Source organism: Rivularia sp. PCC 7116 (genome assembly GCF_000316665.1).
Classification (GTDB): Bacteria; Cyanobacteriota; Cyanobacteriia; order Cyanobacteriales; family Nostocaceae; genus Rivularia.
On sequence record NC_019678.1, the window covers coordinates 4813158 to 4835160 of the forward strand.

Sequence of the window (22003 nt, forward strand, 5' to 3'; positions counted from 1 at the left end):
CAAAGGTATTTTGTGATAAATCATGTCAAATAGAAAACATAGTAATTTATTTTCTGCATGATATATCTAATACATTAATCTGTGTAAATATTTTTTTTTAGTAAGTAACTTACTTATTAAGAATTTTAATAACTTATTCAGTTTAAGGGGTGATGGTTGTTATCCCCTTTTATGCATCAAACAACCTCAGAAGGCGAATTTTTGTAGCAATTTGACTTCTGAGGCAATTAAATCGCGCCATTCTCCAACTTGTAAATCCCCTAAATTGAGATCGGCTATCTGAATTCGCACCAGTCTTAAAGTCGGAAATCCTACAGATGCTGTCATTCTGCGAACTTGACGATTTTTCCCTTCATTCAAAGTCATTTCCAGCCATGCAGTAGGCACATTTTTGCGGAATCTTATTGGCGGAATGCGGGGAGGTAAGAGTGGTTCTTGAGATAAAAGTTTTACCTTTGCTGGTTTGGTGCGGTAATTTTTGATTAGCACGCCTTGTTCTAAATTGCTTAAAGCAGTTGTATCGGGAATTCTTTCCACTTGAACTAAGTATGTACGAGGGTGCCCAAAGCTGGGATGACAAAGTCTGTGCTGTAATTGCCCGTGATTTGTTAACAGCAATAATCCTTCACTATCACAATCTAAACGTCCCACAGGATAAACATCGGGAACCGAAATATAATCTTGAAGAGTTTTTTGGCTGGGCGTATCTTTAGAAAACTGACTAAGAACACCATAAGGTTTATAAAACAGTATGTAACGGTATGTTTTCTTAGGCATTATTAATTGGGCATTGGTAACTAGTAAGTAATCCAAAATTTACAACTTACAACTTAAAACTTTAAACTCCTAACTCCCATCCCCAAATAGAGAAATGTTAACCTATTTCTTCTATCAGCAAAAAAAGTGATAGTATAATTTCTCAATGCTAGGGGTGCCTGTTTTGAACGGGCTGAGATTAGACCCTTTGCACCTGAGTCCGGATAATACCGGCGGAGGGAAGCTGTTTATTGAGGAAACCGAATATGCGTACACAATGGGTCGTTAAGCGACGCGGACAAGGTAATGTTTCTCAAATGCATTACGCTCGTCAAGGTGTCATTACTGAAGAAATGCACCATGTCGCTACACGGGAGAACCTCCCTGTGGAATTAATTCGCGACGAAGTGGCGCGGGGAAGGATGATTATCCCAGCAAATATTAATCATACCAATTTGGAACCAATGTGTATTGGGATTGCTTCCAAATGTAAGGTAAACGCTAATATTGGCGCTTCCCCCAACTCTAGCGATCTCGATGAAGAAGTAGATAAGCTTAAGTTAGCGGTTAAGTATGGTGCTGATACCGTAATGGATTTATCTACAGGTGGCGGAAATTTAGATCAAATTCGTACCGCTATTATCAACGCCTCACCCGTTCCCATTGGAACGGTACCAATTTATCAAGCCTTGGAAAGCGTTCACGGTAATATCGAAAATCTGACTGCTAATGATTTTCTCCACATTATCGAAAAACACGCTCAGCAAGGTGTGGATTATATGACAATCCATGCTGGAATTTTAATCGAGCATTTACCTTTAGTAAGAAATCGCATCACGGGTATTGTATCTCGCGGTGGTGGTATTATAGCCAGATGGATGCTGCACCATCACAAGCAAAATCCACTTTATACTCACTTTCAAGATATTATCGAGATTTTCAAAAAATACGACGTTTCCTTCAGCTTGGGTGATTCCTTGCGTCCTGGTTGTACTCACGATGCTTCGGATGAAGCACAATTAGCTGAACTAAAAACTTTAGGACAGTTAACCCGTAAAGCTTGGGAACATGACGTACAGGTTATGGTAGAAGGTCCCGGACATGTGCCGATGGATCAAATTGAATTCAACGTTAGAAAGCAGATGGAAGAATGTTCTGAAGCTCCTTTCTACGTTCTCGGACCTCTAGTTACTGACATTGCACCTGGTTACGACCATATTACTTCAGCAATAGGTGCAGCAATGGCGGGTTGGTACGGAACTGCAATGCTCTGCTACGTAACTCCCAAAGAACATTTAGGTTTGCCAAATTCTGAAGATGTACGTAATGGCTTAATTGCTTATAAAATCGCCGCTCATGCAGCAGACATCGGTAGACATCGTCCTGGAGCAAGAGATAGAGATGATGAGCTTTCTAAAGCTCGTTATAATTTCGATTGGAATCGTCAGTTTGAATTATCACTTGACCCCGACCGAGCCAAAGAATATCATGACGAAACCTTGCCAGCCGATATTTATAAAACTGCTGAATTTTGCTCGATGTGCGGCCCTAAATTCTGTCCCATGCAGACCAAAGTTGATGCTGATGCATTAACCGAACTAGAAAAATTCTTGGCGAAAACTGATAAACAACCCATAGCGCAAAGTTAAGCGTACTACTAAAGATAATATAGAGACGTAGCACTTCTACGTCTCTACACTGTTTACAGTTATAACCACCAATATTAATCAGAAATCTGCTTATATCGTTCCTGAATGTCAGTGATGGAGAAAACAGCTTCAAACTGTAAATTTACTGACTTATAGTATTCCGCTCCACCTTGTTCTCTATCTATCAGTGAAATTACTTTATTAACTGTATAACCGGCATCTCTTAGCCTAGTTACAGCTTTCATTGCCGATTGTCCAGTCGTAACAACATCTTCTAGAACGATCGCCTCAGATCCTGGCGGCAAAGTTGGACCTTCAATATAAGCCTTCGTTCCATGTCCTTTGGCTTCTTTGCGAACAATCAAAGCCGGTATGGGTCTATTTTCTAATGCGGAAACCAGGCTCACAGCACTAACAATGGGGTCGGCTCCCAAGGTTAAACCCGCTACAGCTTGAGTATTTGGGGGAAGCATATGAAAAAGCAGACGACCAATTGCTAAAGCACCTTGGGGATGAAGAGTTACCTGCTTCCCATTAATGTAATAAGTGCTACGTGCTCCCGAAGAAAGAATGAAATCCCCTTCCTGATAAGCAAGTTGACAAAATAAATCTAGTAAGCCCTGGCGAATAACATTTATATCGGTATCAGTAGCCCATGAATCTTTCTGAGTAGAGTTTTCAGCGTAATAAACCATTACAAAACATTAAAATTTATGTTACACCGGACTAGTCGAACTTATGCGAGTTCTGACATTTAGCATAAGTCAAAATTCGCACCAAAATACAGGAGTTGTTAATATGCCTTTTAATTTAAAAGCTGTAAGCGGTTTACTGATATTAGCTGCTACCATTGGTACACCAGGTATTGCAGCAGCACAGACAGAAACATCAAGCTATCAAACAGCAAATGAAGTAATCGAAAAAGCTTTTTACGAAAACTATCCTGACTTTTATAGAAACGACGGTTTATTTAGAGAAATAGATTGGTTACTTGGACCTGGCTCTTTGTTCAAGAATTCTTATCCAGAAAACGAAATTGAACGAGATGCTAAGTTAGTCAATATTGTTTATCAAGATGTACTCAAGCAGCAGACAACTAGCGATCCATATATTCGGACTCCAGATTTACCAAGTCCTTATAACACGTCGTTGCTGGCTTCTCCTCGTTTAAGAGCAAATCAATTAAAAGTTGGAACGGAATTCCGGTTTGATAGCTTACCATCCAGGTAAAATAGAACGCTATACTCATACATAATTCTTAGTCATTAGTCCTTTAGGAAAAGCACTAATGACTAAAGTGGAATAAATTAAGTAAATATTTGAAAATACTTTTAAAATCCAGGGTGCAGGAGTTGAACCTGCCTAACACGAATTATGAGTTCGTTGCCTCAACCGCTCGGCCAACCCTGGCTGATAAGTAATTATATCGTAAGTTTACACTTTTGTGTAACCTCATTAATTAATTACCAGATTTCATGTTACATCATTTGACAACAAAATAGTGCAAACTAATATTGATTAAGTTCGGCACAAATATTGAGGAACCATACTTCAATACTTTTCCTTTATCTTTACAGCAAACAGCTAGATTTACGAGGGCGATGAAACTAAATTCCACTGTACTTCTGACTTTGATTTTGTTAACCCTAATGTTAGGGGCTGGTTCCGTAAGTGCCTTTTGGGGTTTTACTTTAGGAAGTGCGGCTCTCAAAGGTGTCACAACACCAGATGCTCGTCCTACTACCAAATTTGCCAGAAAAGGGACAAATGGTGGTCAAGACAAAGAAGGGGTAGTGTTTGTCAAAGAGCAAGAAATTCTGAAAATTGTCAAAGCACGCATTGAAGGCAAAACCAAAGCAGCTAAGTCAAAAAAGCTCAACAACTTAGAAGAAGGTAAAAAAAATACTAAGCGTAAACGAGAGCAGAAGCCTGCTGAAGCCCAAGAAAAACCCCAAGCAGGATTTCCTGTAAAAGCCGAAAGCGAAGGCGTGACTCTTTCAGTAGAATCAGCCCGCTATTCGGGAGGGGCTTTATTGCTTAAAGTGAAAATGGATAATAAAAGTGATAATTCAGTGCGTTTCTTGTATAGTTTCCTTGATGTTACAGATGATAAAGGAAGAACTTTGAGCGCTTCGACTGAAGGTTTACCATCAGAATTAGCTTCAAATGGCTCAACGCATTACGGTACCGTGAGTATTCCCACTGCTTTACTTGATGATGTCAAGAAGATTTCCTTAGCTCTGACAGATTATCCGGCACAGAAATTACGCTTGGAAGTATCAAATATTCCTGTACAAAAATAGATAGTGGGAATATTGAATGTGAGATTCTGAATTTTAGATTAAATATTTGAATTCAACATGAATACCTTTAATTTAAAATTTCAGCATCAAATAATTAAGAATAGTGGGGTTTGTGTTTTTCATGAGAAAAGGCGGTGAATGGTCTTCATAATTTAAATTGGACGGAAGTAGGGCTGAGATTGCTATCAGTCTTACTTCTTATCGTCATAAATGCCTTTTTCGTAACCGCAGAATTCTCGATGGTGACAGTACGGCGATCTCGAATTCACCAGCTAGTAGAAGCTGGAGATATCCAGGCGATCGCAGTGGAAGTGCTGCAACGTAGCATTGATAGACTGCTATCCACGACTCAGCTAGGCATTACTCTTTCTAGTTTGGCACTGGGATGGATTGGAGAAAGTACAATTGTCGAATTGATTAATGTGTGGCTGGAATCTTTTTCCATACTCGGGGGATTAAATGTATTTGTCGCTCATTCCCTATCAATTCCAGTAACCTTTTTTTTACTAGCTTATTTACAAATTGTCTTAGGAGAATTGTGTCCCAAATCCGTAGCCATGCTTTACTCAGAAGAGTTAGCAAGATTCTTGGGACCTTCTGTTACGGCTATCGTCCGATTCTTCAGCCCATTTATATGGATTCTGAATCAATCAACTCGTTTCTTGCTAAGGCTGTTCGGCATAGAGTATACCGGCAAAAGCTGGAGACCGCCCGTTACTCCAGAAGAATTATTGCTAATAATTTCTACTGAAAGAGAATCTACAGGGTTAAGAGCAAGAGAAAGAGAACTCTTAAAAAATATTTTTGAGTTCGGAGAAGTAACAGTTCAAGCGGTGATGGTTCCCCGCAGCACCATAATAGCTTTATCAAAAAATGCAACTTTAAGAATTTTTCTGCAAGAAATGGCAGACGCAGGACACTCTTGCTACCCGATATTCGGAGAATCTTTAGATGATATTCGTGGCATTGTTTACTTTAAAGACCTAACACAGCCTTTAGCATTAGGACAGTTAAACTTAGACACACAAATTCATTCCTACATGCGTCCTGCTAGGTTTGTACCAGAACATACGCCCTTAAACGAATTATTGCCTATGATGCAGCAAGAAAAGCTGGCTATGGTTGTAGTTGTAGATGAATTTGGCGGCACTGTAGGACTAGTTACTATCCAAGATATAATTGCTCAAATTATTGGCGATATTGGTGAAACTCAAAATAATAATGATTTACTAATACAGATGCTAGATGAGCAAACTTTTCTAGTTCAGGCACAAATAAACTTGGAAGACTTAAACGAAGTATTAGAACTCAATTTACCTTTAACAAAAGAATATCAAACACTCGGAGGTTTTATGCTCTATCAATTACAAAAAATTCCTATCATTGGTGAAAGTTTCCGCTATAAAAACCTAGAATTTACGGTAGCATCAGTAACTGGTCCTCGTTTACAGCAAATTCAAGTAAGAAGGCTTTAGACAGTGAGCAGTGACCATTGAACATTAACCAGTTGGGAATTAGTAGGAAAACGGCGAATAGCGGCATGTTAACTATCTAGTGGAGTTATCGCTCTCTAGAAAAACTCGCACCCTTCCCCTTGTGTCTCTATCTCACGGCATACTCCACAGGGTCAGTTAATCCTAATTCGTCGAAAGCAGCCAAACGTAAGCGACAAGAATCACAAACACCACAGGCTACATCACCACCGCTATAGCAAGACCAAGTTAGCTCCCAGGGAACTCCTAATTGATTACCTAATTTAATAATTTCAGTTTTTTTCAAATCTATTAAAGGTGTGACGATATTGATGGCATTGCCTTCACGTCCTTGTTTTGTTCCCAAGCGAAATACTTCTTGCATCGCTTGTACGTAATCGGGACGACAATCCGGGTATCCAGAATAATCTAAAGCATTCACGCCAATATAAACTCTTTGAGCGGCTATGGTTTCTGCATATGCTGAAGCAAAGCTTAGAAATATAGTGTTTCTTGCAGGAACATAGGTAACGGGAATATTTTGAGACATTTCCTTTAAGGAACGCTCTTGGGGTAAATCAATAGAATTATCTGTAAGTGCTGAACCACCCCATTGCCTTAAATCAAATTCAATCACTTGATGCTGGGCAACACCTGCTTTCTCTGCTACTGAAACTGCTGAATGCAACTCTTTTTTATGTCTTTGTTGATAATCAAAGCTTATAGCGTAACATTCATACCCATCGGCTAACGCTTTGTACAAAACAGTAGAAGAGTCAAGTCCCCCTGACAATAAAATCACAGCTTTCATTTCAATTACTAATTATTTGCAAGATTAGTTTATCTTAAATTATTTAAATCAAGTATTTAAGTAGAAGTTGTTGCCTTAGTTATTGCTAATATTTAGATTTGTATTGATATGGCGGCAAGTCAGCACAAATATAACTGATAGGACTTACCCAACCGGCACATTGTTTTGTAGGGAAAGCTGTCCGGGGGTGTAGATTTTCTTCCCCATTGTTGCCGTTGCTGTGACACTTTGATTCATGAAGGAACGTATTAAGAATGTTTTGAGTGTCACGCAGCAACCGGGAATTCTGACTGCGTAAGTCCTGACTTATAAAAATTAATGAAAGCTTTGTCTCACAATTACCTTTGTAAACTAACTATTATGATTTAGAAAATAGTTATAATCAGCTTTAACTATGATTCTATTCTCTCGATTTCAAAAATCAGCAATTAACAAATAATAAGCAGTTCAAAAAAATAATCTATATATATGGAATAAACTTTTTTGACTACTGCTTTGAAATAGGTTATATTAGAATGAATTCCCGATCAAATCTATAAATATATTGTTATTTTTTATAGATAATATGCTTGTTAAGTTCATTCAAAATTGATGATTCATTCTAAAACTAATTGTGCGGTATTTTAGTCTTATTTAACCTATCATCATGACCCGTAAAACTGTATAAATTGATTCTTTTGTGATCGTTATTGTTTGTTTGTGGCATTAAAAATTACCGCAAAATATTATTCAAAGTTTGAAGCTGAGAAAAAGAGACTATAATTTTTTTGTAAAGAATAAAAAAATCATCGATAAAACCGGACTATACGAAATAAAGACAGAAACCGGGAACTCATAGCTAACTTTGAAATTCTTCATAAATAGAGCCTCTATGTTACCATCTGGATGGTTTTAGGTGGCTACTTTTTTGGCAATAAAGTATAAAAGCCAACGATTGTAGCGTTTTGAAGTTGGTGGTTGAGGAGAGAAAATTAGAGTGCAAGATAGCAGCATGTCAGCGGGAGAAAAAAATGGATACGTACAGCGTCATCAACCGCGCCTAATTCGTGTAGGCGTAATTGGTGTTGGCAACATGGGACAACATCATACCCGTGTACTAAGTTCGATGAAAGATGTGGAGCTAGTTGGTGTAGCCGATGTTGATATTGAGCGAGGGTTAGAAATTGCTAGTAATTACAAAATAAAGTTTTTCGAGGATTACTGCGAGTTATTACCTCATGTAGATGCGGTTTGTATTGCCGTTCCTACTCGCTTACATTATGCCGTCGGTATAAATTGTTTGCTAGCAGGAATCCACGTTCTGATTGAAAAGCCAATCGCTGCCAATATTTCTGAAGCAGAATCTTTAGTCAATGCCGCAGCAGAATCTGGCTGTATCTTACAAGTAGGTCATATAGAGCGGTTCAAGCCAGCTTTTGGAGAACTGACTAAGGTTCTTAAAAACGAAGAATTGTTGGCGTTAGAAGCTCACAGAATGAGTCCTTATTCAAATCGGGCAAATGATGTTTCAGTAGTGCTGGATTTGATGATTCACGATATTGACTTATTGTTAGAATTAGCTGCTGCACCGGTAGTTAAATTATCAGCTAGTGGTACTCGTACTCCGAACTCTACTTACTTAGATTATGTAACCGCGACCTTGGGGTTTGCCAATGGTATTGTTGCTACCTTGACTGCTAGTAAAATCACTCACCGTAAAATACGTAGAATTGTAGCTCACTGCAAAAATTCATTCACCGAGGCAGATTTCCTTAAAAATGAAATTTGGATTCACCGATATCCTATATCTAACTCCACAAAAGATTCTCAAAAACCTTATAGGCAAGATGGTTTGATTGAAAAAGTCTACACCTCTAATGTAGAAGCACTAAGGGCAGAATTAGAACACTTTATTTATTGTGTCCGTGGCGGCAGTCAACCTTCAGTAGGTGGCGAACAAGCTTTAAAGGCTCTGAGATTAGCAAGTTTAATCGAACAAATGGCTGTATCAGATAAAGTTTGGAACCCATTAGATAGTCAATCTGAGCCGATTATGCAGTCCTTCAGTTCCACTATCTAAGTAGGCTATATAGGCTATAGCTAATTGGTTTTTATCTTCTGTTAGCCTTATAGGGAGCGGTAAGTAAGATAATCTTACTTGCTACTCCTTTTTTCTTTTATCTTGATATCAAGTACTGCCTACAAATATTTAAATTTAAATAAATTTAATTTTTTTTTTTAATTATTTTAAAAAAATCTCTGTAGTGTATTCAATTGAACTTGATTGTTAGCACAGAAATAATGCACTTTTTATGGAGCATACAATCAGTTTATCTTTAAATAATTCTGCCACAATTTAGAATATCGTATTGAGGCTGAGTGTATCGTATTAATCTTAAAATTTTAGTTACCGGGAGTTATATATAGTAAAAAAAGAAACATAGTCTTAACTGTAAAATCTTCTCTAGGCTAATTGCTTTATCGATAAGAACAGTCATATATAAGCTATCAAGTTAGCTGCTTAATAAATATTCAAACCAATCATAAGTTTGAAAAAACAGTAGATTGCTAGTTTGAGTGATTATTGGTATGTAGCCTACGGGTCATCTGTGTAATTTAAAATGCATAAATTCACCAGCACTATCCTTAAAATAACCTACATGCTTTACACATATATAGTGGCGGTAGATGGGTAGGTTTGCTAACATACTCAGAAAAAGCGCTTTCAGTAGTCTGTTATAGAGTAGTTTGTTCAGTCGCTTGCCACTCGTCTAAGCAATTCTACAAAGATAATATGGCTATGTCGCTTATCATTAAAGCGATAAAGCAAAAGTCTTATTTAGGTAGGAGAAGACAAGTAATTGTCTTCACTAGCGTTTTAAGTAAACTTACTGCCCTCTGAAACGGGCTTCAAATAACTTTGTTATCGTTTGCTATTTGTTAAGTCATCTACAAACAGCGAACAGTCGTACTAGCTTTAACTGAAGTACTTAAGTAATTCTTGCTAAAGTCTTAATTAGAGTTGACTCACAACTGTTAACGGATGATAAATGAATGCAAGTAAGATTAGCATGGTAACTTGTTTAGAGCTAAGTAGAAACTAGGAATTTCCATGACAGACCAACCTTCCGCTGCTACCCCAATGAATGCCGCTGCTATACCGATGAATAGAGTCACGGCATCTACTCCGATTAATACAACTCCCAAACTCACCAATACCGGTGGTGGTGGGAGCAAGAATATTCTTAGCGTTGACCTAGGTAGAACTTCTACTAAAACCACTGTGAGTCGCGAGCCTGGTAGTGTGGTTTTCGTATCTTCCAATGTTAAACAAATGACAATGGAGCAAGTACGAGGAGGAGTTTTTGAAGCTCGTGCAACAGATCCTTTAATGGATTTGTGGCTTGAATACCAAGGTAATGGCTATGCTGTTGGTCAATTAGCAGCAGACTTTGGAGCCGACTTGGGAGTGGGGCAATCTAAAGTTGAAGCTGCGCTAATTAAAGTATTGGCTTCTGTGGGATACTTCAAACTCAAAGATGACATTTCAGTAATTTTGGGTCTTCCCTACCTTTCTCAAGAACAATTTGAAAAAGAAAAAGCACAACTTATATCCCAAGTTACCGGGCCTCACGTAATGAACTTTCGTGGCGAACCCGTTAAGGTTAACGTGACCAAAGTTTGGGTTATGCCAGAGGGTTACGGTAGCTTACTATGGTGCGAATCTCAACCTAAGAAAGCTCCGGGCGCACCCGACTTTACCAAAGTTTCTGCGGCAATTGTGGATATCGGGCACCAAACTACAGATTGCTTAATGGTAGACAATTTCCGTTTTGCAAGAGGTGCTTCTAGAAGTGAAGACTTTGGAATGAGTAAGTTTTACGAACTAGTAGCCGCCGAGATCGAAGGTGCTGATAGTCAATCCTTATCTTTGATTGCAGCGGTAAACAAGCCAAAAGGCGAACGCTTCTATCGTCCTAGAGGTTCGAGTAAGCCCACCAATCTAGATGATTTTCTGCCTAATTTGATAGAAATGTTTTCACGTGAAATCTGCACTCGTGTTTTAGCATGGCTGCCAGAACGTGTTACCGATGTAATTCTCACCGGAGGTGGTGGTGAATTTTTCTGGGAAGACGTTCAACGCTTGCTTAAAGAAGCAAAAATTAATGCTCATTTAGCTGCACCTTCCCGACAAGCTAACGCCTTAGGGCAGTATATTTATGGAGAGGCACAATTATCTGCCAGTCGCTCTTCTAGGTCTTAAAACTAATGTTCCAATGGTCAAAAAAAGTAGTTAAATCGGTTACGTTCAATCCAGGGGTAGCGGATGAAAGCTTGTTAGATGTAGTTGAAAGGCACTTAGAAAAAGAGCCTGATAAGACTTTCAGCGACCTCTGTAAAGAAGCTTTATGGCAAGCTTTATGCGTACCCGAATCTGTACGACCAGATCCGCAACCAACAGCAACACCAACACCGAAACCAAAACCACCGTCTGATGTGGGAGAATATATTGCTGACCTGGAAAGAAAAATAGCTGACCTTGAGGAACGTTTCTTTACTAGGGAATCAAATCGGTTGGCAACGATGGAACAACATTTGACACAGCTTAGTCAGCAAGTGGCTCAGTTGGCAATGATGGTCAATCAGGGTTTAGTCGTTCAGCCTTCAAGTCAATCACCAGCACCAGAAGTATTAAGTAATACTTCTGTGTCCGCTTATGAAATCAATACCCCTCATGAAGAGGAAGACCCCCTAATCAGTCGCTTGAGTGAATTAGTGGATGATTTTTAAGGGGAAACAGGGTGCCTTTGTTTTGTGTTGCTGTCAAACATCCCGATTGCGGTTGGTTGTTCTGCATTAGTCTATTTATGCAAGAAGCAACACCTGATGTTGATGTTTGACAGCTATACTTTTACATTTTTCATAATTATAAGTTGAACAAGTTTCAATTGATGCTGAAGAGAACGGGCAAGGCAAACAAATAACAAAAGACTTGGTCTAGTTGCGGTTTTTGCTACTATTTATTGATTTTTTTAACTTACCTCAAGAATATAGATTCATATATTTTTTTGCAAATAGCGATGATGTAAAATCGGTTTTTGCAATTATCGATTTTCAAATTTTATGCTTTTATACCTAATTGATTGCCGTTGTATGACGCTTTTAATACTACTGATAGCGTCGGGGTTGACATTAAAAATTTTAAGAATGAAAACAATTTAAATGGGTGTTCGTCACAAGCCATTCTATCTGATGACAATTTATAGGCATTGATACAAATCAGCGTATATTAACAGCACATTTTGCTATTTGCGATAACCACGGAAATTGTTAACGTAGTGCAATTGTCCGCTAGCTTGAATATAATCATGAATGCTTTTAAATCATGATATTACCACATTTAGTATTTGCGATTGCTCAAATCTAAAAATCTTCATTGAGCTTTCACAATTTTACGTAAAACTTTTTTTACCTTTATATGAAGTAAATGCTAGAATCCATCGAGTAGAATTTAAATATAGGATAATCAAATGCCAGTTGCCAGTAAATCCATTAAGTTTGGTACCGACGGATGGCGCGGCGTTATTGGCGATGAGTTCACTTTTGAACGTTTAGCCTTGGTTGCACCAGTAGCCGCGCAAGTATTATTAAGTACATACGGGAAGATAGTAAATAATCGTACCATCATTGTTGGTCACGACCGCCGATTTATGGCTGAAGATTTTGCTCGGTTTGTCGCCGACATTGTAACGGATGCGGGCTTTGATGTTGTATTGACTGAAGATTTTGCTCCCACTCCTGCTTTTAGTTGGGCAGCAAAGGCTCAGAATGCATTGGGAGCATTGGTAATTACAGCTTCTCATAATCCAGGAAAATATTTAGGATTGAAGGTAAAAAGCTGCTTCGGTGGTTCCGTACCTCCGGAAGTCACAAAGGAAATTGAAAGTCTGCTGACACAGGAAGTATCTTTAAATAGAGAAAAAGGTAAGATAGAAAGTTTTAATCCCTGGCAAAGCTATACCCAGGGATTAGAAGGCAAAGTCAATATTGACAAAATTCGAGATGCCATAAGTTCAGGTAAGCTGACTTTATTTACTGATGCAATGCATGGTGCATCCGCAGGTGGATTGGGAATGCTTTTAGGGGATAAAGTCCAAGAAATTAATAGCGATCGCGATCCGTTATTTGAAGGTGGTGCCCCCGAACCTTTACCGAAGTATATTTCTAAGTTTATAAGTGTAATCAAAAATCACCGTAAAGCTAACCCTGAAGGTTTATCTGTGGGATTAGTTTTTGATGGAGATTGTGACAGAATTGCGGCTGTGGATGGGCAAGGAAACTTCCTAAGTTCGCAAATATTAATTCCGATACTTATCGATCATTTAACTCAGCGGCGCGGATTTACTGGTGAAATTGTCAAAACTGTCAGCGGTTCGGATTTAATTCCTTTGGTTGCAAAACTGCATAACTTGTCGCTATACGAAACCCCCGTAGGTTATAAGTACATCGCCGATAGGATGTTAGATGCAGAAGTTTTATTAGGTGGTGAAGAATCTGGTGGAATCGGTTATGGAAGCCATATTCCCGAACGAGATGCTCTGCTTTCGGCATTGTACGTTTTAGAAGCAATTGTAGAATCGGGAATGGATTTAGGTGACTATTACAGTCATTTACAAAAACAAGTTAATTTTGATTCAGCATATGACCGTATCGATTTACCTCTCTCGGGCATGGAAGTACGGGAAAGACTTGTGCAACAATTGCAAAAAGAACCGTTAAAAGAAATTGCAGGAAAGCAAGTAGTTGATTGTAAAACAATTGATGGCTACAAGTTCCGTCTTGATGACAACAGCTGGTTAATGATTCGCTTTAGCGGAACCGAACCAGTTTTACGCTTATACTGCGAAGCATCTAACCTTGATGAAGTACATAAAACCCTAGCTTGGGCAAAAAATTGGGCAGAATAATTGGCGTTGCTGAATAAAAATATAAAGTCGTGATTTCACATTGCTTGAGATGTAGCATTGCTATTTCTCTACAAGGGTTGCAGATTTGCGACGAAACGTAGGTAAATATAATTCATATCTGAATTCAGCAACGCAGAATTATTGGACACCTTGGAATGAGATGATGGGGACATTATTTAAGTAGCGAGTAACCAGTAGCGAGTCACGAATGGTTGCTTTATCCGAAGTAAGCTTCTACTTGCTACTTACTACTCATTCATAACTCCACAAGCAAATAACCATTAGCAACAGTCCAAGTATTGAAATTATGAAATTAGTCGTAGCCACCTCAAACCCAGGCAAATTAAAAGAATTGCAAAAATATCTTGCGGATTTAAATTGGGATTTAGTTCTCAAACCCCAAGAATTAGAAGTTGAAGAAACTGGCGATACTTTTGAGGAGAATGCTCGTTTAAAAGCTTCAGAAGTGGCAATTGCGACGAATAGTTGGGCTATAGCCGATGATTCTGGTTTGCAGGTAGATGCATTAAATGGCGCACCAGGAGTTTATTCTGCACGCTACGGTGCTAACGATTCCGGACGTATTGCTAGATTATTAACAGAATTAGGAAACGAAACCAATAGAGGCGCACAATTTGCTTGCGCGATCGCCCTTGCTCGTCCTGATGGCACAATTGCTTTAGAGTCTGAAGGTGTATGCCGGGGTGAAATTCTTTATAAAACCAGGGGTGATGGTGGCTTTGGTTACGATCCAATTTTTTACGTTCCGCATTTGCAGTTAACCTTTGCCCAGATGAATTCAGAGCTAAAGCGCTCAGTTAGTCATCGAGGTAAAGCGATGGAGGGTTTACTTCCTCAGATTGAAAAATTAATAGTATGAAAAAAAGAAGCGTAAGGAATCCATCCTTCATGCCCCACGCTTCCAAGTTCATGGCTTTGTTATACGGCTTCGGTATTTTTTTCTCCAGTACGAATCCTTACCACCTGCTCTACCGGTGAAATAAAAATCTTACCATCGCCAATTTCGCCAGTACGGGCGGCAGCAATAATTTTATCTACCACCATATCAACTTGGGCATCTTCTATAACAATTTCTACTTTGAGTTTTTGTAAAAATTCAACGGTGTACTCGGAACCGCGATAACGTTCGGTTTGTCCCTTTTGTCGTCCAAATCCGCGTACTTCTGAAACTGTCATACCAACTATACCAGCGTTGACTAAAGCAATTTTCACTTCATCCAGCTTGAAGGGGCGAATAATCGCTTCCACTTTTTTCATTGAACTGTCTCCTTACTTTTACTTTAATTAGCTTTATATATCTAACCAGATCCCCAGACTCATAACTGGTAACTGGCAAACTCAATTCAATCAACATGTACCATTTTCATTGGGGCAAAAAGTAGCATTGCTTTTAAATATCAAGCGATTATTATCAATAAAATCATAACGAATGGTCATTTGCCACTTGTTTTACAAATTAACGAAGAATTTTAGGAATTTGTAAATTTTATTTTGGATTATACTATTGCAAGTTTTCTATAATAGTTAAGCATAAATAAATTTTATCTGATAGTAGAAAATTATCTAAATTAAATTAAATACTATTAAGCACTAGCTAAATGATTATTCTATGTATTAACTACTATTAGTATCAATAATATAGATACAACAGGTTTGTTTACAATAACAGGTTTTTTCAGAAAAACAAGTTTATTTTGTAGCTTTTTTAGCCAGCTCTAAATAATAAATTAAATATCTAAAAATTAAAGATTGTTATTTATATTTACATTTATATTTAAAGCTTGCAATCTCAAATGCAAATCTAGAAGTTTGCTATTGCGAGCTAGTATGATTTTCCAATAAAGGGCGTACAACTACATAACCTGCCCCAAAACCCATAACAATAATAAAAACAATTGCTAAAATCAGCCACCAACCGCTGACTTGTGACAACTCTGATTCATCATCGTAATAATAGCTTACTTGTTCTTCCTCTATAAACACTGGTTCTGGCAGAGGTTCAAAAAATTCAGTTACATTATGGGCAACTGCTGAAGTACGAGAGCGTCTCACCTGCTCTTGAGGTGCTTCTTGAGATCTATAATGTCGTTTTGTTGGTGCATATTGCTTCTTTTTTGTTCTTGCTGATGTTTGATTAAAAGAATGATTTGGCTTATTAGTGGAAGCAACCTCAGTTGAATAATTTGGAGAATTTACCGCGTTTTGTAAATGCAATACAGCATTGACAGTTTTCGCAATTTCTTGACGAAGTACATGATTTTCCTGGGCTAAATGTTCGTTTTGTTGATTCAGCTGATGTATGGCAGCTTGTGCCATTTGCAACTCTGCTGATAGTTCGCGGTATACACTCACCGGTACGGAAGCAGAGTAAGGCTGATTATGCGATCCTGACGATTGGTTGTAAGCAGAGTCTGTAATTGTTCGCATGGGTATAAGATTTCAAAAAGCAATGCTGTTCTGGTTTACTACAAACATAATCTGCAAGCATTAGAAAATTTTAAACATACATGAAAATAATACAAGAAAGCCTTGCAAACAAAAAAATATGTTTACTGAGTTTTACAACGAAAGCATACCAGTAAACTTATCATTTAAAATTAAATTGTCCAGGCGCTATGGTGACAAATATCATGCGATAACTAACTATATAAAATATATTTTCAACGTCATATAGTTTATTCTCTTAGTAAAGGAAAAAAGTGTCCTACAGGACCTTGTCCTTTGCCGATGTCTAAAGAATGATTCAATGCATAAGAAACATATTCTTTAGCTTGACGTGCTGCTTTAAATAAACCATCGCCTCGTGCTAAATTAGCGGCGAGCGCAGCCGATAAAGTGCAGCCTGTTCCATGAGTATTTTTGGTAGAAACTAATTGTATAAGCAAAGTTTCAAGGTTTTTGCCATCAAACCAAATATCGATTCCGCGCAAACTTCCCTGCATTCCACCGCCTTTAACCAAAACAGCTTTTACCTTTAACTTTTCGTAAATGGTTTGGGCTGCTGTTTTCATATCGTCAAGGGTTTTAATTTCTAAGCCACTAAGAATTTGCGCTTCATATCGGTTAGGAGTCAAAACAGTAGCTAGAGGTATGAGAGAATCGCGAAGGGTTTTCACGGCTGCGTCATCAATTAGTTGTGCTCCCGTGCGCGATACCATTACCGGATCTACTACTAAGTTGGGAATTTGCAGAGTCTCTACTTGCTTGACAACAGTAGCAATGATTTCTTGATTGAGCAACATCCCAGTCTTGGCTGACTGAACTCCGATATCTTCGCATACTGCCCGAATTTGTTGCTCAACTGCTTCTTTTGGCATTGCATCAACCCTTGTTACGCCTAAAGTATTTTGTGCGGTAACGCAGGTAATGGCGCTAGTTCCGTGGACGCAATGAAAAGCAAAGGTACGCAAATCGGCTTGAATCCCCGCACCACCACCGCTATCGGAACCAGCAATAGTTAAAGCAACGGGCACCTTAGATGTTGTAGTGGTGTTCATTTATCTATTTTTAAATACGCATTATAAACTATGACATTAAAATACATGATTAAAGGCATTTTAATCTTGCTCAAGGTGTAACAATTTCAAATTGTATCTTCTATTAGAATGTGTGATTTACCTTGAAGAAGCCTGTTAAGTTTTTTTACCTATTTAGTCAACATTTTTAATTCTTTGTAATTCATCTTGAAGAAACTTTCCCCATTCTCCCGCTAAGGGTATTTCTGTAAAAGGCACGCGAATAACCTTAGAATTTTCTAAGAAAAGAAATTCTAATTCAACTTTTCGGGCTTTTCTTGGCAATTCATTTATCTTTATAGATTTGTCATCTATCAATAGATTGATATCCCTAATATGATTTAAAGAAAACTTTTCTAGATCGGCAATACCTTTAACAGTCGGTTTACCCCAAGTAAGTTCGTTTCCTTTTTGAGCTAAAACTGCGTAAATATCATATTTTGCTCGATCAAAATTTTGCGCCCAAATACGATAGCCTTCAACTTTTTTATATTCTCTAGAACCTTGCCAAGCTAGCCAAATAAATGCCACTAGCAAAGGTAGCCATAAAAGTCCGCGTTCCATAAAGTAACCTATGATTTAACCTAAACTTTTGCTTCAAATAGTCAAATTAAATGAAACTTACGTAACAATAAAGAAAATGTGAGATTCGGTTGGGTTTCATCTCATCAAGAATTAGGCTTACACCCTTCCAGTTCTTATAATGCTGGTAAATATGCTTCTTTCTTCAAGCAAGATGGCTAGGTGTGAGCTATGGTAGTGTTCAAACTAACAAAGAGCGACCTTTTAAAATCAAATGAAAAAACTCATATTATTTTGTTTGTTTGTCATCGGGTTGAGTTTTGCTTTGTTAACTTTTGTTAACCTAAAGGGACTTGCAGCTCGTGGTGAATTTGAAACAATTGTGTTGGATTTCCGGGAAGATATTCCCGTCGAGGAATTGCAGCAAGATTTGCAAGCAATAGCACAAAAGTACAATGTAACTCCCAAATTAGATAATCAATTTTCTAAAAAGGATAATGTATATATTATCAAAGGGGATCGGCAGCGAGTCAAAAATCTGCGTAAGTCAGAATTTGCTCAAGACACGGAATTTATAGAGCCAAATTACATATATAAAATTCCCGAATCTGGGAATCCCGAAGAAGATAAAATTGCTAGAGAAGCTGAATATTTACAGTCTTCTGAAGATATCATCGAAGAAGTTAAGCCAAGTCTGAAAGGTGCTAACGACCCGCTTTACGCTCAACAGTGGCATTTACATAATATTAACGTTGAAGGAGCTTGGGATAAAAATAGAGGTAAAGGCGTAACGGTAGCCGTGATTGATACTGGTGTTACCAAGGTACGCGATTTAGTTGAAACTGAGTTTGCTAAAGGCTACGACTTCGTTAACGATAGAGAAAACGCTTCAGATGACAACGGGCATGGTACCCACGTTGCTGGCACCATCGCTCAAGCAACCAATAACAGTTACGGTGTCGCCGGAGTCGCTTACGAAGCTCGTTTAATGCCTTTGAAGGTTCTTAGCGATTATGGTGGCGGTACGATTGCCGATATTGCCGAAGCGATTAAATTTGCAGCCGATAACGGTGCAGATGTGATTAATATGAGCTTAGGTGGTGGTGGTGAAAGCCAATTAATGAAAGATGCAATTAATTACGCTCACAGCAAAGGAGTAGTAATTATTGCTGCTGCTGGTAACGAAAACCAAAATGCTGCGTCTTATCCCGCACGTTATCCAAATGTATTCGCAGTTTCCGCTTTAGGTCCTGACGGGCAAAAAGCGCCTTATTCTAATTATGGTGCTGGGGTTGATATTTCTGCTCCAGGTGGTAGCGATGCTGGCAAAGTTTTGCAAGCAACCGTTGATATGGATAGCAAAGGTGAAGAAGTTTTTCTTGGCTTGCAGGGTACAAGTATGGCTTCACCTCATGTTGCTGGCGTTGCTGCATTAGTTAAAGCTGCTGGAGTAGAAGAACCAGACGAAATTGTTAAAGTTCTGGCAAAATCAGCAAGAGTTATTCAAGATGACGGCTTAAACTACTACGGAGCCGGACAGTTAAATGCTGAGGCAGCAGTATCCCTTGCCGAGCAAGGAATAATTAGTTTCCAAGACTTCTTTCGTTGGTTGCGCGATAGCGGTTATCTAAATCCTGGTTTTTGGATTGACGGAGGTATGGTAGCACTTCTACCTAAGATTTTGATGGTAGTGGGTTCTTACTTGTTAGCTTGGTTTTTACGAGTTTATTTCCCCTTTACCATGACTTGGACTTTAGCCAGCGGTTTGGTGAGTGGTAGCTCTGGATTATTTTTCCTCAAAGGATTTTACATCTTTGACCTTCCTCAATGGCCTTTTCGCTTATTAGGTAGCTCTATTCCGGAATTAGGTAATACATTACAGGGAACTAATCCTTTTAACCCATTATTTGCAAGCGTTTTAGCTCCTCTTGTCCTAATGGCACTACTTTTAGGCAATTCTAGATGGAAATGGTTTGCAATCGGCTCTAGCTTGGGTGTTGCAGCTTGTTTAGCTGTAAGTTCTATCACAGATCCAGCAGTTTGGGGTTTGGGAAGTGGTATTTTAGCTCGTGGTTTTTTAATAGCTAACGCAGTTCTGTGCTTCATTCTGGCTCGCTTTGCAGTCAAAAATGAAGAACAACCAGTTTAGATAGTTAGCAGCTTTCTTCCCAACCGCAGCAGAAGGGGAGCTTCCCGCAGCAAGTAGCGACTGCGGGAATACAACCCCACCTCTTGCATACAAAACAAATACGTAACAGCTTAATTGCTCGCTGTTGATACTTCTAATAACTAATAATTAATAACTACAGCAATGGCCGCAATTGTCATAAGGCTTTGGTTGGTGCGTGACAGGAAAACCTTATTATCGCCTTAGAAATCAAGCGAACTGTCACAGCACCCTACAAGCAAAATGTGCCAGTTGCGTAAGTCCTAAACTAGTAACTAGCAACCAATAACTAAGATGAGTATTAAAGTCAAAGGTACTGTTGAACGTCGTGATATCGGCATGGGCGCTTGGGCATTTATCAGTGAAGATGGTAAGACTTATGAAATTATGAGAGGAGCAGATAAAGCCTTACTTCAAGCCGGACAAAAAGCAGAAGTCACTGGTGATGTACGTGAAGATATAATGAGTGCTGCTATGATTGGTCCGATGTTAGAAGTCAAATCTTTTAACATTACTAATTGATAGTTTTTGTAGAGATGCGTGAATATGCAGCCTGCACGCAAGAAGTTATATCGCGTCTCTACAAAATAAAAAAATTCAAATTTATTGTAAACAAATTCTAACTAATTGTTATTTTCACCAAGAACTGATTGTAAGCGAGTTCTGAATTCTCCTTTAGGATGTCCTCCTTTCACTTCACCTAAAATCTTGACTTCTTCTTCTGGAGAATCACAGACAATATAAGTAGGCCATCCCATTTCTGACTTATCGGGATACTGTGTTAATAAAACTTTACGATACTTGCGGTAAGTTGCGGTATCCTGCATTTTGACATCAATAAATTCTAAACCAAGCTCTTGGGCTACCTTTTGGTCATAAAAAGACATTTTGTGGCAAATGCCACAGTCTTCACTAGAAAACTTAATTACAGCTAAAGTCATAATCTTAAAGTTTTTGGGCTATTTCGTTGTTTATTAAATACAAAACGAAATCATATCATACAAAGTAATTTCCAACCGGGGAACTTTTCATCTCTTAAAATCGACTGGTGATATCAAGTGAGATATGTGGCTTCATAAACACGCTGAAACCTGGAATAACGATTCGTAAGCACGCAGGTTATCCAGAACAAGTAATGCCTAGCCATTACGCTAAATTTCACAATAACTTTTAGGGCGCGATTTACCTCTCATATTTTCGATCAGCTATTAGCTGCTATTTTTTCGTTAAGTATATTATCCGTTGATACGTAAATACAGGGAAATATTTAAAGATAATATATACATTGCCGATTTTCTACTTAGACAATATACATAGGCATAAATGCGGAAAAATATTGAAAGATAGCCAAAAACTTACGATGTGTTAATGGATTCGCAACTTTTAAATAGCTTCTACCAAAAGCCCATGCATCAAGGCTATAAAAATAAATTAAGCAAATCTAAAAGCTTTGCGAAAGGTGCAAACATTTGATGAAACTGTGTTACATTAAATACACTACTTAAATAGGTTTTACTAGCTGTTGTTTATTAGAGGCTATACTCTAATAACAGATTAGTGAAAACAGTGAATTTAAGTCGTTTTGCTTAAGAAAAAACCCTTAGTGGTATTTGACTTTCTTGTCTAAAGTGATTAACTTGTATTCAACAACTTCATTTACCTGGGTAAAACTCAGTTCTCCAGATAGATTAGTCAACAAGAACTTATATTTGACTAACTTAACAAAAATCCCCCAGCGTGCTTGTAGGCTTACCGGGGGAGTTAGTTATCAGGGTGCATCTACCAATTCTATGTACTCGTTTGAACAATCACTTTCCGGATGAAATTGTAATTAAGTAGC

Annotated in this window: 19 protein-coding genes, 1 tRNA gene and 1 riboswitch; of the genes, 11 read left to right on the plus strand and 9 right to left on the minus strand. The window is 38.3% G+C overall.

Annotated features, from left to right (window positions below):
* Window positions 1–186 precede the first annotated feature (186 nt).
* Window positions 187–777 (minus strand): pseudouridine synthase, encoded by a 591-nt coding sequence (locus RIV7116_RS18695; protein WP_015119871.1) that lies wholly within the window; start codon window positions 775–777, stop codon window positions 187–189.
* Window positions 778–917: 140 nt separating this feature from the next.
* Window positions 918–1015: riboswitch (TPP riboswitch) on the plus strand.
* 7 nt (window positions 1016–1022) lie between these two features.
* Here RIV7116_RS18695 and thiC point away from each other — a divergent pair.
* Window positions 1023–2405 carry a phosphomethylpyrimidine synthase gene (gene thiC, locus RIV7116_RS18700; RefSeq protein WP_015119873.1) on the plus strand — a complete coding sequence of 461 codons (1383 nt, stop codon included), beginning with the start codon at window positions 1023–1025 and terminating at the stop codon, window positions 2403–2405.
* A 74-nt stretch (window positions 2406–2479) separates the two neighbouring features.
* Here the strand turns inward: thiC and pyrE are convergent, their stop codons facing one another.
* Window positions 2480–3100 (minus strand): orotate phosphoribosyltransferase, encoded by a 621-nt coding sequence (pyrE, locus tag RIV7116_RS18705; RefSeq protein ID WP_015119874.1) that lies wholly within the window; start codon window positions 3098–3100, stop codon window positions 2480–2482.
* Window positions 3101–3203: 103 nt separating this feature from the next.
* Here pyrE and RIV7116_RS18710 point away from each other — a divergent pair, with 103 nt between their 5' ends.
* The gene (locus RIV7116_RS18710; RefSeq protein WP_015119875.1) at window positions 3204–3635 is read left to right on the plus strand and encodes a hypothetical protein; all 432 of its coding nucleotides are present in this window, start codon (window positions 3204–3206) and stop codon (window positions 3633–3635) included.
* A 107-nt stretch (window positions 3636–3742) separates the two neighbouring features.
* Here RIV7116_RS18710 and RIV7116_RS18715 read toward each other — a convergent pair.
* Window positions 3743–3815, minus strand: a tRNA-Ile gene (locus RIV7116_RS18715).
* A 191-nt stretch (window positions 3816–4006) separates the two neighbouring features.
* Between RIV7116_RS18715 and RIV7116_RS18720 the strand changes: the two genes are divergently transcribed.
* Both RIV7116_RS18720 and RIV7116_RS18725 read left to right on the plus strand, forming a co-directional pair.
* Window positions 4007–4708, plus strand: coding sequence for a hypothetical protein (locus RIV7116_RS18720; protein WP_015119876.1), 702 nt, complete (start codon window positions 4007–4009; stop codon window positions 4706–4708).
* 134 nt (window positions 4709–4842) lie between these two features.
* On the plus strand, window positions 4843–6183 hold the full coding sequence (locus RIV7116_RS18725) for a hemolysin family protein (protein ID WP_044291036.1): 1341 nt from the start codon (window positions 4843–4845) through the stop codon (window positions 6181–6183).
* A 127-nt stretch (window positions 6184–6310) separates the two neighbouring features.
* On the opposite strand, the gene queC is transcribed toward RIV7116_RS18725, so the two are convergent.
* A complete protein-coding gene (gene queC / locus RIV7116_RS18730; RefSeq protein WP_015119878.1) occupies window positions 6311–6991 on the minus strand; it encodes a 7-cyano-7-deazaguanine synthase QueC in 681 nt (226 codons plus the stop codon).
* Between the two features lie 970 nt (window positions 6992–7961).
* Here queC and RIV7116_RS18735 point away from each other — a divergent pair.
* The 5 genes from RIV7116_RS18735 to rdgB all read left to right on the plus strand — a co-directional run bounded on the left by RIV7116_RS18735 (window position 7962) and on the right by rdgB (window position 14818).
* Window positions 7962–9050: a Gfo/Idh/MocA family protein gene (locus RIV7116_RS18735; RefSeq protein WP_044291038.1), complete on the plus strand. Its 1089-nt coding sequence runs from the start codon at window positions 7962–7964 to the stop codon at window positions 9048–9050.
* 1032 nt (window positions 9051–10082) lie between these two features.
* Window positions 10083–11234 carry a ParM/StbA family protein gene (locus RIV7116_RS18740; RefSeq protein WP_015119880.1) on the plus strand — a complete coding sequence of 384 codons (1152 nt, stop codon included), beginning with the start codon at window positions 10083–10085 and terminating at the stop codon, window positions 11232–11234.
* A 5-nt stretch (window positions 11235–11239) separates the two neighbouring features.
* Entirely contained in the window at window positions 11240–11761 is a 522-nt protein-coding gene (locus RIV7116_RS18745; protein WP_015119881.1) for a hypothetical protein, read from the plus strand.
* A gap of 740 nt (window positions 11762–12501) precedes the next feature.
* Window positions 12502–13938 (plus strand): phosphoglucomutase/phosphomannomutase family protein, encoded by a 1437-nt coding sequence (locus RIV7116_RS18750; protein WP_015119882.1) that lies wholly within the window; start codon window positions 12502–12504, stop codon window positions 13936–13938.
* 307 nt (window positions 13939–14245) lie between these two features.
* On the plus strand, window positions 14246–14818 hold the full coding sequence (gene rdgB, locus RIV7116_RS18755) for an RdgB/HAM1 family non-canonical purine NTP pyrophosphatase (RefSeq protein WP_015119883.1): 573 nt from the start codon (window positions 14246–14248) through the stop codon (window positions 14816–14818).
* Window positions 14819–14877: 59 nt separating this feature from the next.
* On the opposite strand, the gene RIV7116_RS18760 is transcribed toward rdgB, so the two are convergent.
* From RIV7116_RS18760 to RIV7116_RS18775, 4 genes are all read right to left on the minus strand, one after another.
* Complete coding sequence (locus RIV7116_RS18760) at window positions 14878–15216, minus strand: P-II family nitrogen regulator (protein WP_015119884.1); 339 nt, start codon at window positions 15214–15216, stop codon at window positions 14878–14880.
* A 555-nt stretch (window positions 15217–15771) separates the two neighbouring features.
* The gene (locus RIV7116_RS18765) at window positions 15772–16386 is read right to left on the minus strand and encodes a hypothetical protein (protein WP_015119885.1); all 615 of its coding nucleotides are present in this window, start codon (window positions 16384–16386) and stop codon (window positions 15772–15774) included.
* Window positions 16387–16634: 248 nt separating this feature from the next.
* Window positions 16635–17456 (minus strand): bifunctional hydroxymethylpyrimidine kinase/phosphomethylpyrimidine kinase, encoded by an 822-nt coding sequence (gene thiD / locus RIV7116_RS18770; RefSeq protein WP_015119886.1) that lies wholly within the window; start codon window positions 17454–17456, stop codon window positions 16635–16637.
* 153 nt (window positions 17457–17609) lie between these two features.
* Entirely contained in the window at window positions 17610–18038 is a 429-nt protein-coding gene (locus RIV7116_RS18775) for a hypothetical protein (RefSeq protein WP_015119887.1), read from the minus strand.
* 232 nt (window positions 18039–18270) lie between these two features.
* Here RIV7116_RS18775 and RIV7116_RS18780 point away from each other — a divergent pair, with 232 nt between their 5' ends.
* Together RIV7116_RS18780 and RIV7116_RS18785 are read left to right on the plus strand one after the other, a co-directional pair.
* Window positions 18271–20145 carry a DUF5942 domain-containing protein gene (locus tag RIV7116_RS18780; protein WP_015119888.1) on the plus strand — a complete coding sequence of 625 codons (1875 nt, stop codon included), beginning with the start codon at window positions 18271–18273 and terminating at the stop codon, window positions 20143–20145.
* Between the two features lie 312 nt (window positions 20146–20457).
* Window positions 20458–20685, plus strand: coding sequence for a hypothetical protein (locus RIV7116_RS18785; RefSeq protein WP_015119889.1), 228 nt, complete (start codon window positions 20458–20460; stop codon window positions 20683–20685).
* A gap of 101 nt (window positions 20686–20786) precedes the next feature.
* Here RIV7116_RS18785 and RIV7116_RS18790 read toward each other — a convergent pair whose 3' ends face one another.
* Entirely contained in the window at window positions 20787–21104 is a 318-nt protein-coding gene (locus tag RIV7116_RS18790) for a hypothetical protein (RefSeq protein ID WP_015119890.1), read from the minus strand.
* Window positions 21105–22003 lie beyond the last annotated feature (899 nt).

Excerpts from the sequence above, each read along its gene's own strand:
- RIV7116_RS18695 (WP_015119871.1), bottom strand. The coding sequence starts at position 777 with ATGCCTAAGAAAACATACCGTTACATACTGTTTTATAAACCTTATGGT.
- thiC (WP_015119873.1), top strand. The coding sequence starts at position 1,023 with ATGCGTACACAATGGGTCGTTAAGCGACGCGGACAAGGTAATGTTTCT.
- pyrE (WP_015119874.1), bottom strand. The coding sequence starts at position 3,100 with ATGGTTTATTACGCTGAAAACTCTACTCAGAAAGATTCATGGGCTACT.
- RIV7116_RS18710 (WP_015119875.1), top strand. The coding sequence starts at position 3,204 with ATGCCTTTTAATTTAAAAGCTGTAAGCGGTTTACTGATATTAGCTGCT.
- RIV7116_RS18720 (WP_015119876.1), top strand. The coding sequence starts at position 4,007 with ATGAAACTAAATTCCACTGTACTTCTGACTTTGATTTTGTTAACCCTA.
- queC (WP_015119878.1), bottom strand. The coding sequence starts at position 6,991 with ATGAAAGCTGTGATTTTATTGTCAGGGGGACTTGACTCTTCTACTGTT.
- RIV7116_RS18740 (WP_015119880.1), top strand. The coding sequence starts at position 10,083 with ATGACAGACCAACCTTCCGCTGCTACCCCAATGAATGCCGCTGCTATA.
- RIV7116_RS18745 (WP_015119881.1), top strand. The coding sequence starts at position 11,240 with ATGTTCCAATGGTCAAAAAAAGTAGTTAAATCGGTTACGTTCAATCCA.
- RIV7116_RS18750 (WP_015119882.1), top strand. The coding sequence starts at position 12,502 with ATGCCAGTTGCCAGTAAATCCATTAAGTTTGGTACCGACGGATGGCGC.
- rdgB (WP_015119883.1), top strand. The coding sequence starts at position 14,246 with ATGAAATTAGTCGTAGCCACCTCAAACCCAGGCAAATTAAAAGAATTG.
- RIV7116_RS18760 (WP_015119884.1), bottom strand. The coding sequence starts at position 15,216 with ATGAAAAAAGTGGAAGCGATTATTCGCCCCTTCAAGCTGGATGAAGTG.
- RIV7116_RS18765 (WP_015119885.1), bottom strand. The coding sequence starts at position 16,386 with ATGCGAACAATTACAGACTCTGCTTACAACCAATCGTCAGGATCGCAT.
- thiD (WP_015119886.1), bottom strand. The coding sequence starts at position 17,456 with ATGAACACCACTACAACATCTAAGGTGCCCGTTGCTTTAACTATTGCT.
- RIV7116_RS18775 (WP_015119887.1), bottom strand. The coding sequence starts at position 18,038 with ATGGAACGCGGACTTTTATGGCTACCTTTGCTAGTGGCATTTATTTGG.
- RIV7116_RS18780 (WP_015119888.1), top strand. The coding sequence starts at position 18,271 with ATGAAAAAACTCATATTATTTTGTTTGTTTGTCATCGGGTTGAGTTTT.
- RIV7116_RS18785 (WP_015119889.1), top strand. The coding sequence starts at position 20,458 with ATGAGTATTAAAGTCAAAGGTACTGTTGAACGTCGTGATATCGGCATG.
- RIV7116_RS18790 (WP_015119890.1), bottom strand. The coding sequence starts at position 21,104 with ATGACTTTAGCTGTAATTAAGTTTTCTAGTGAAGACTGTGGCATTTGC.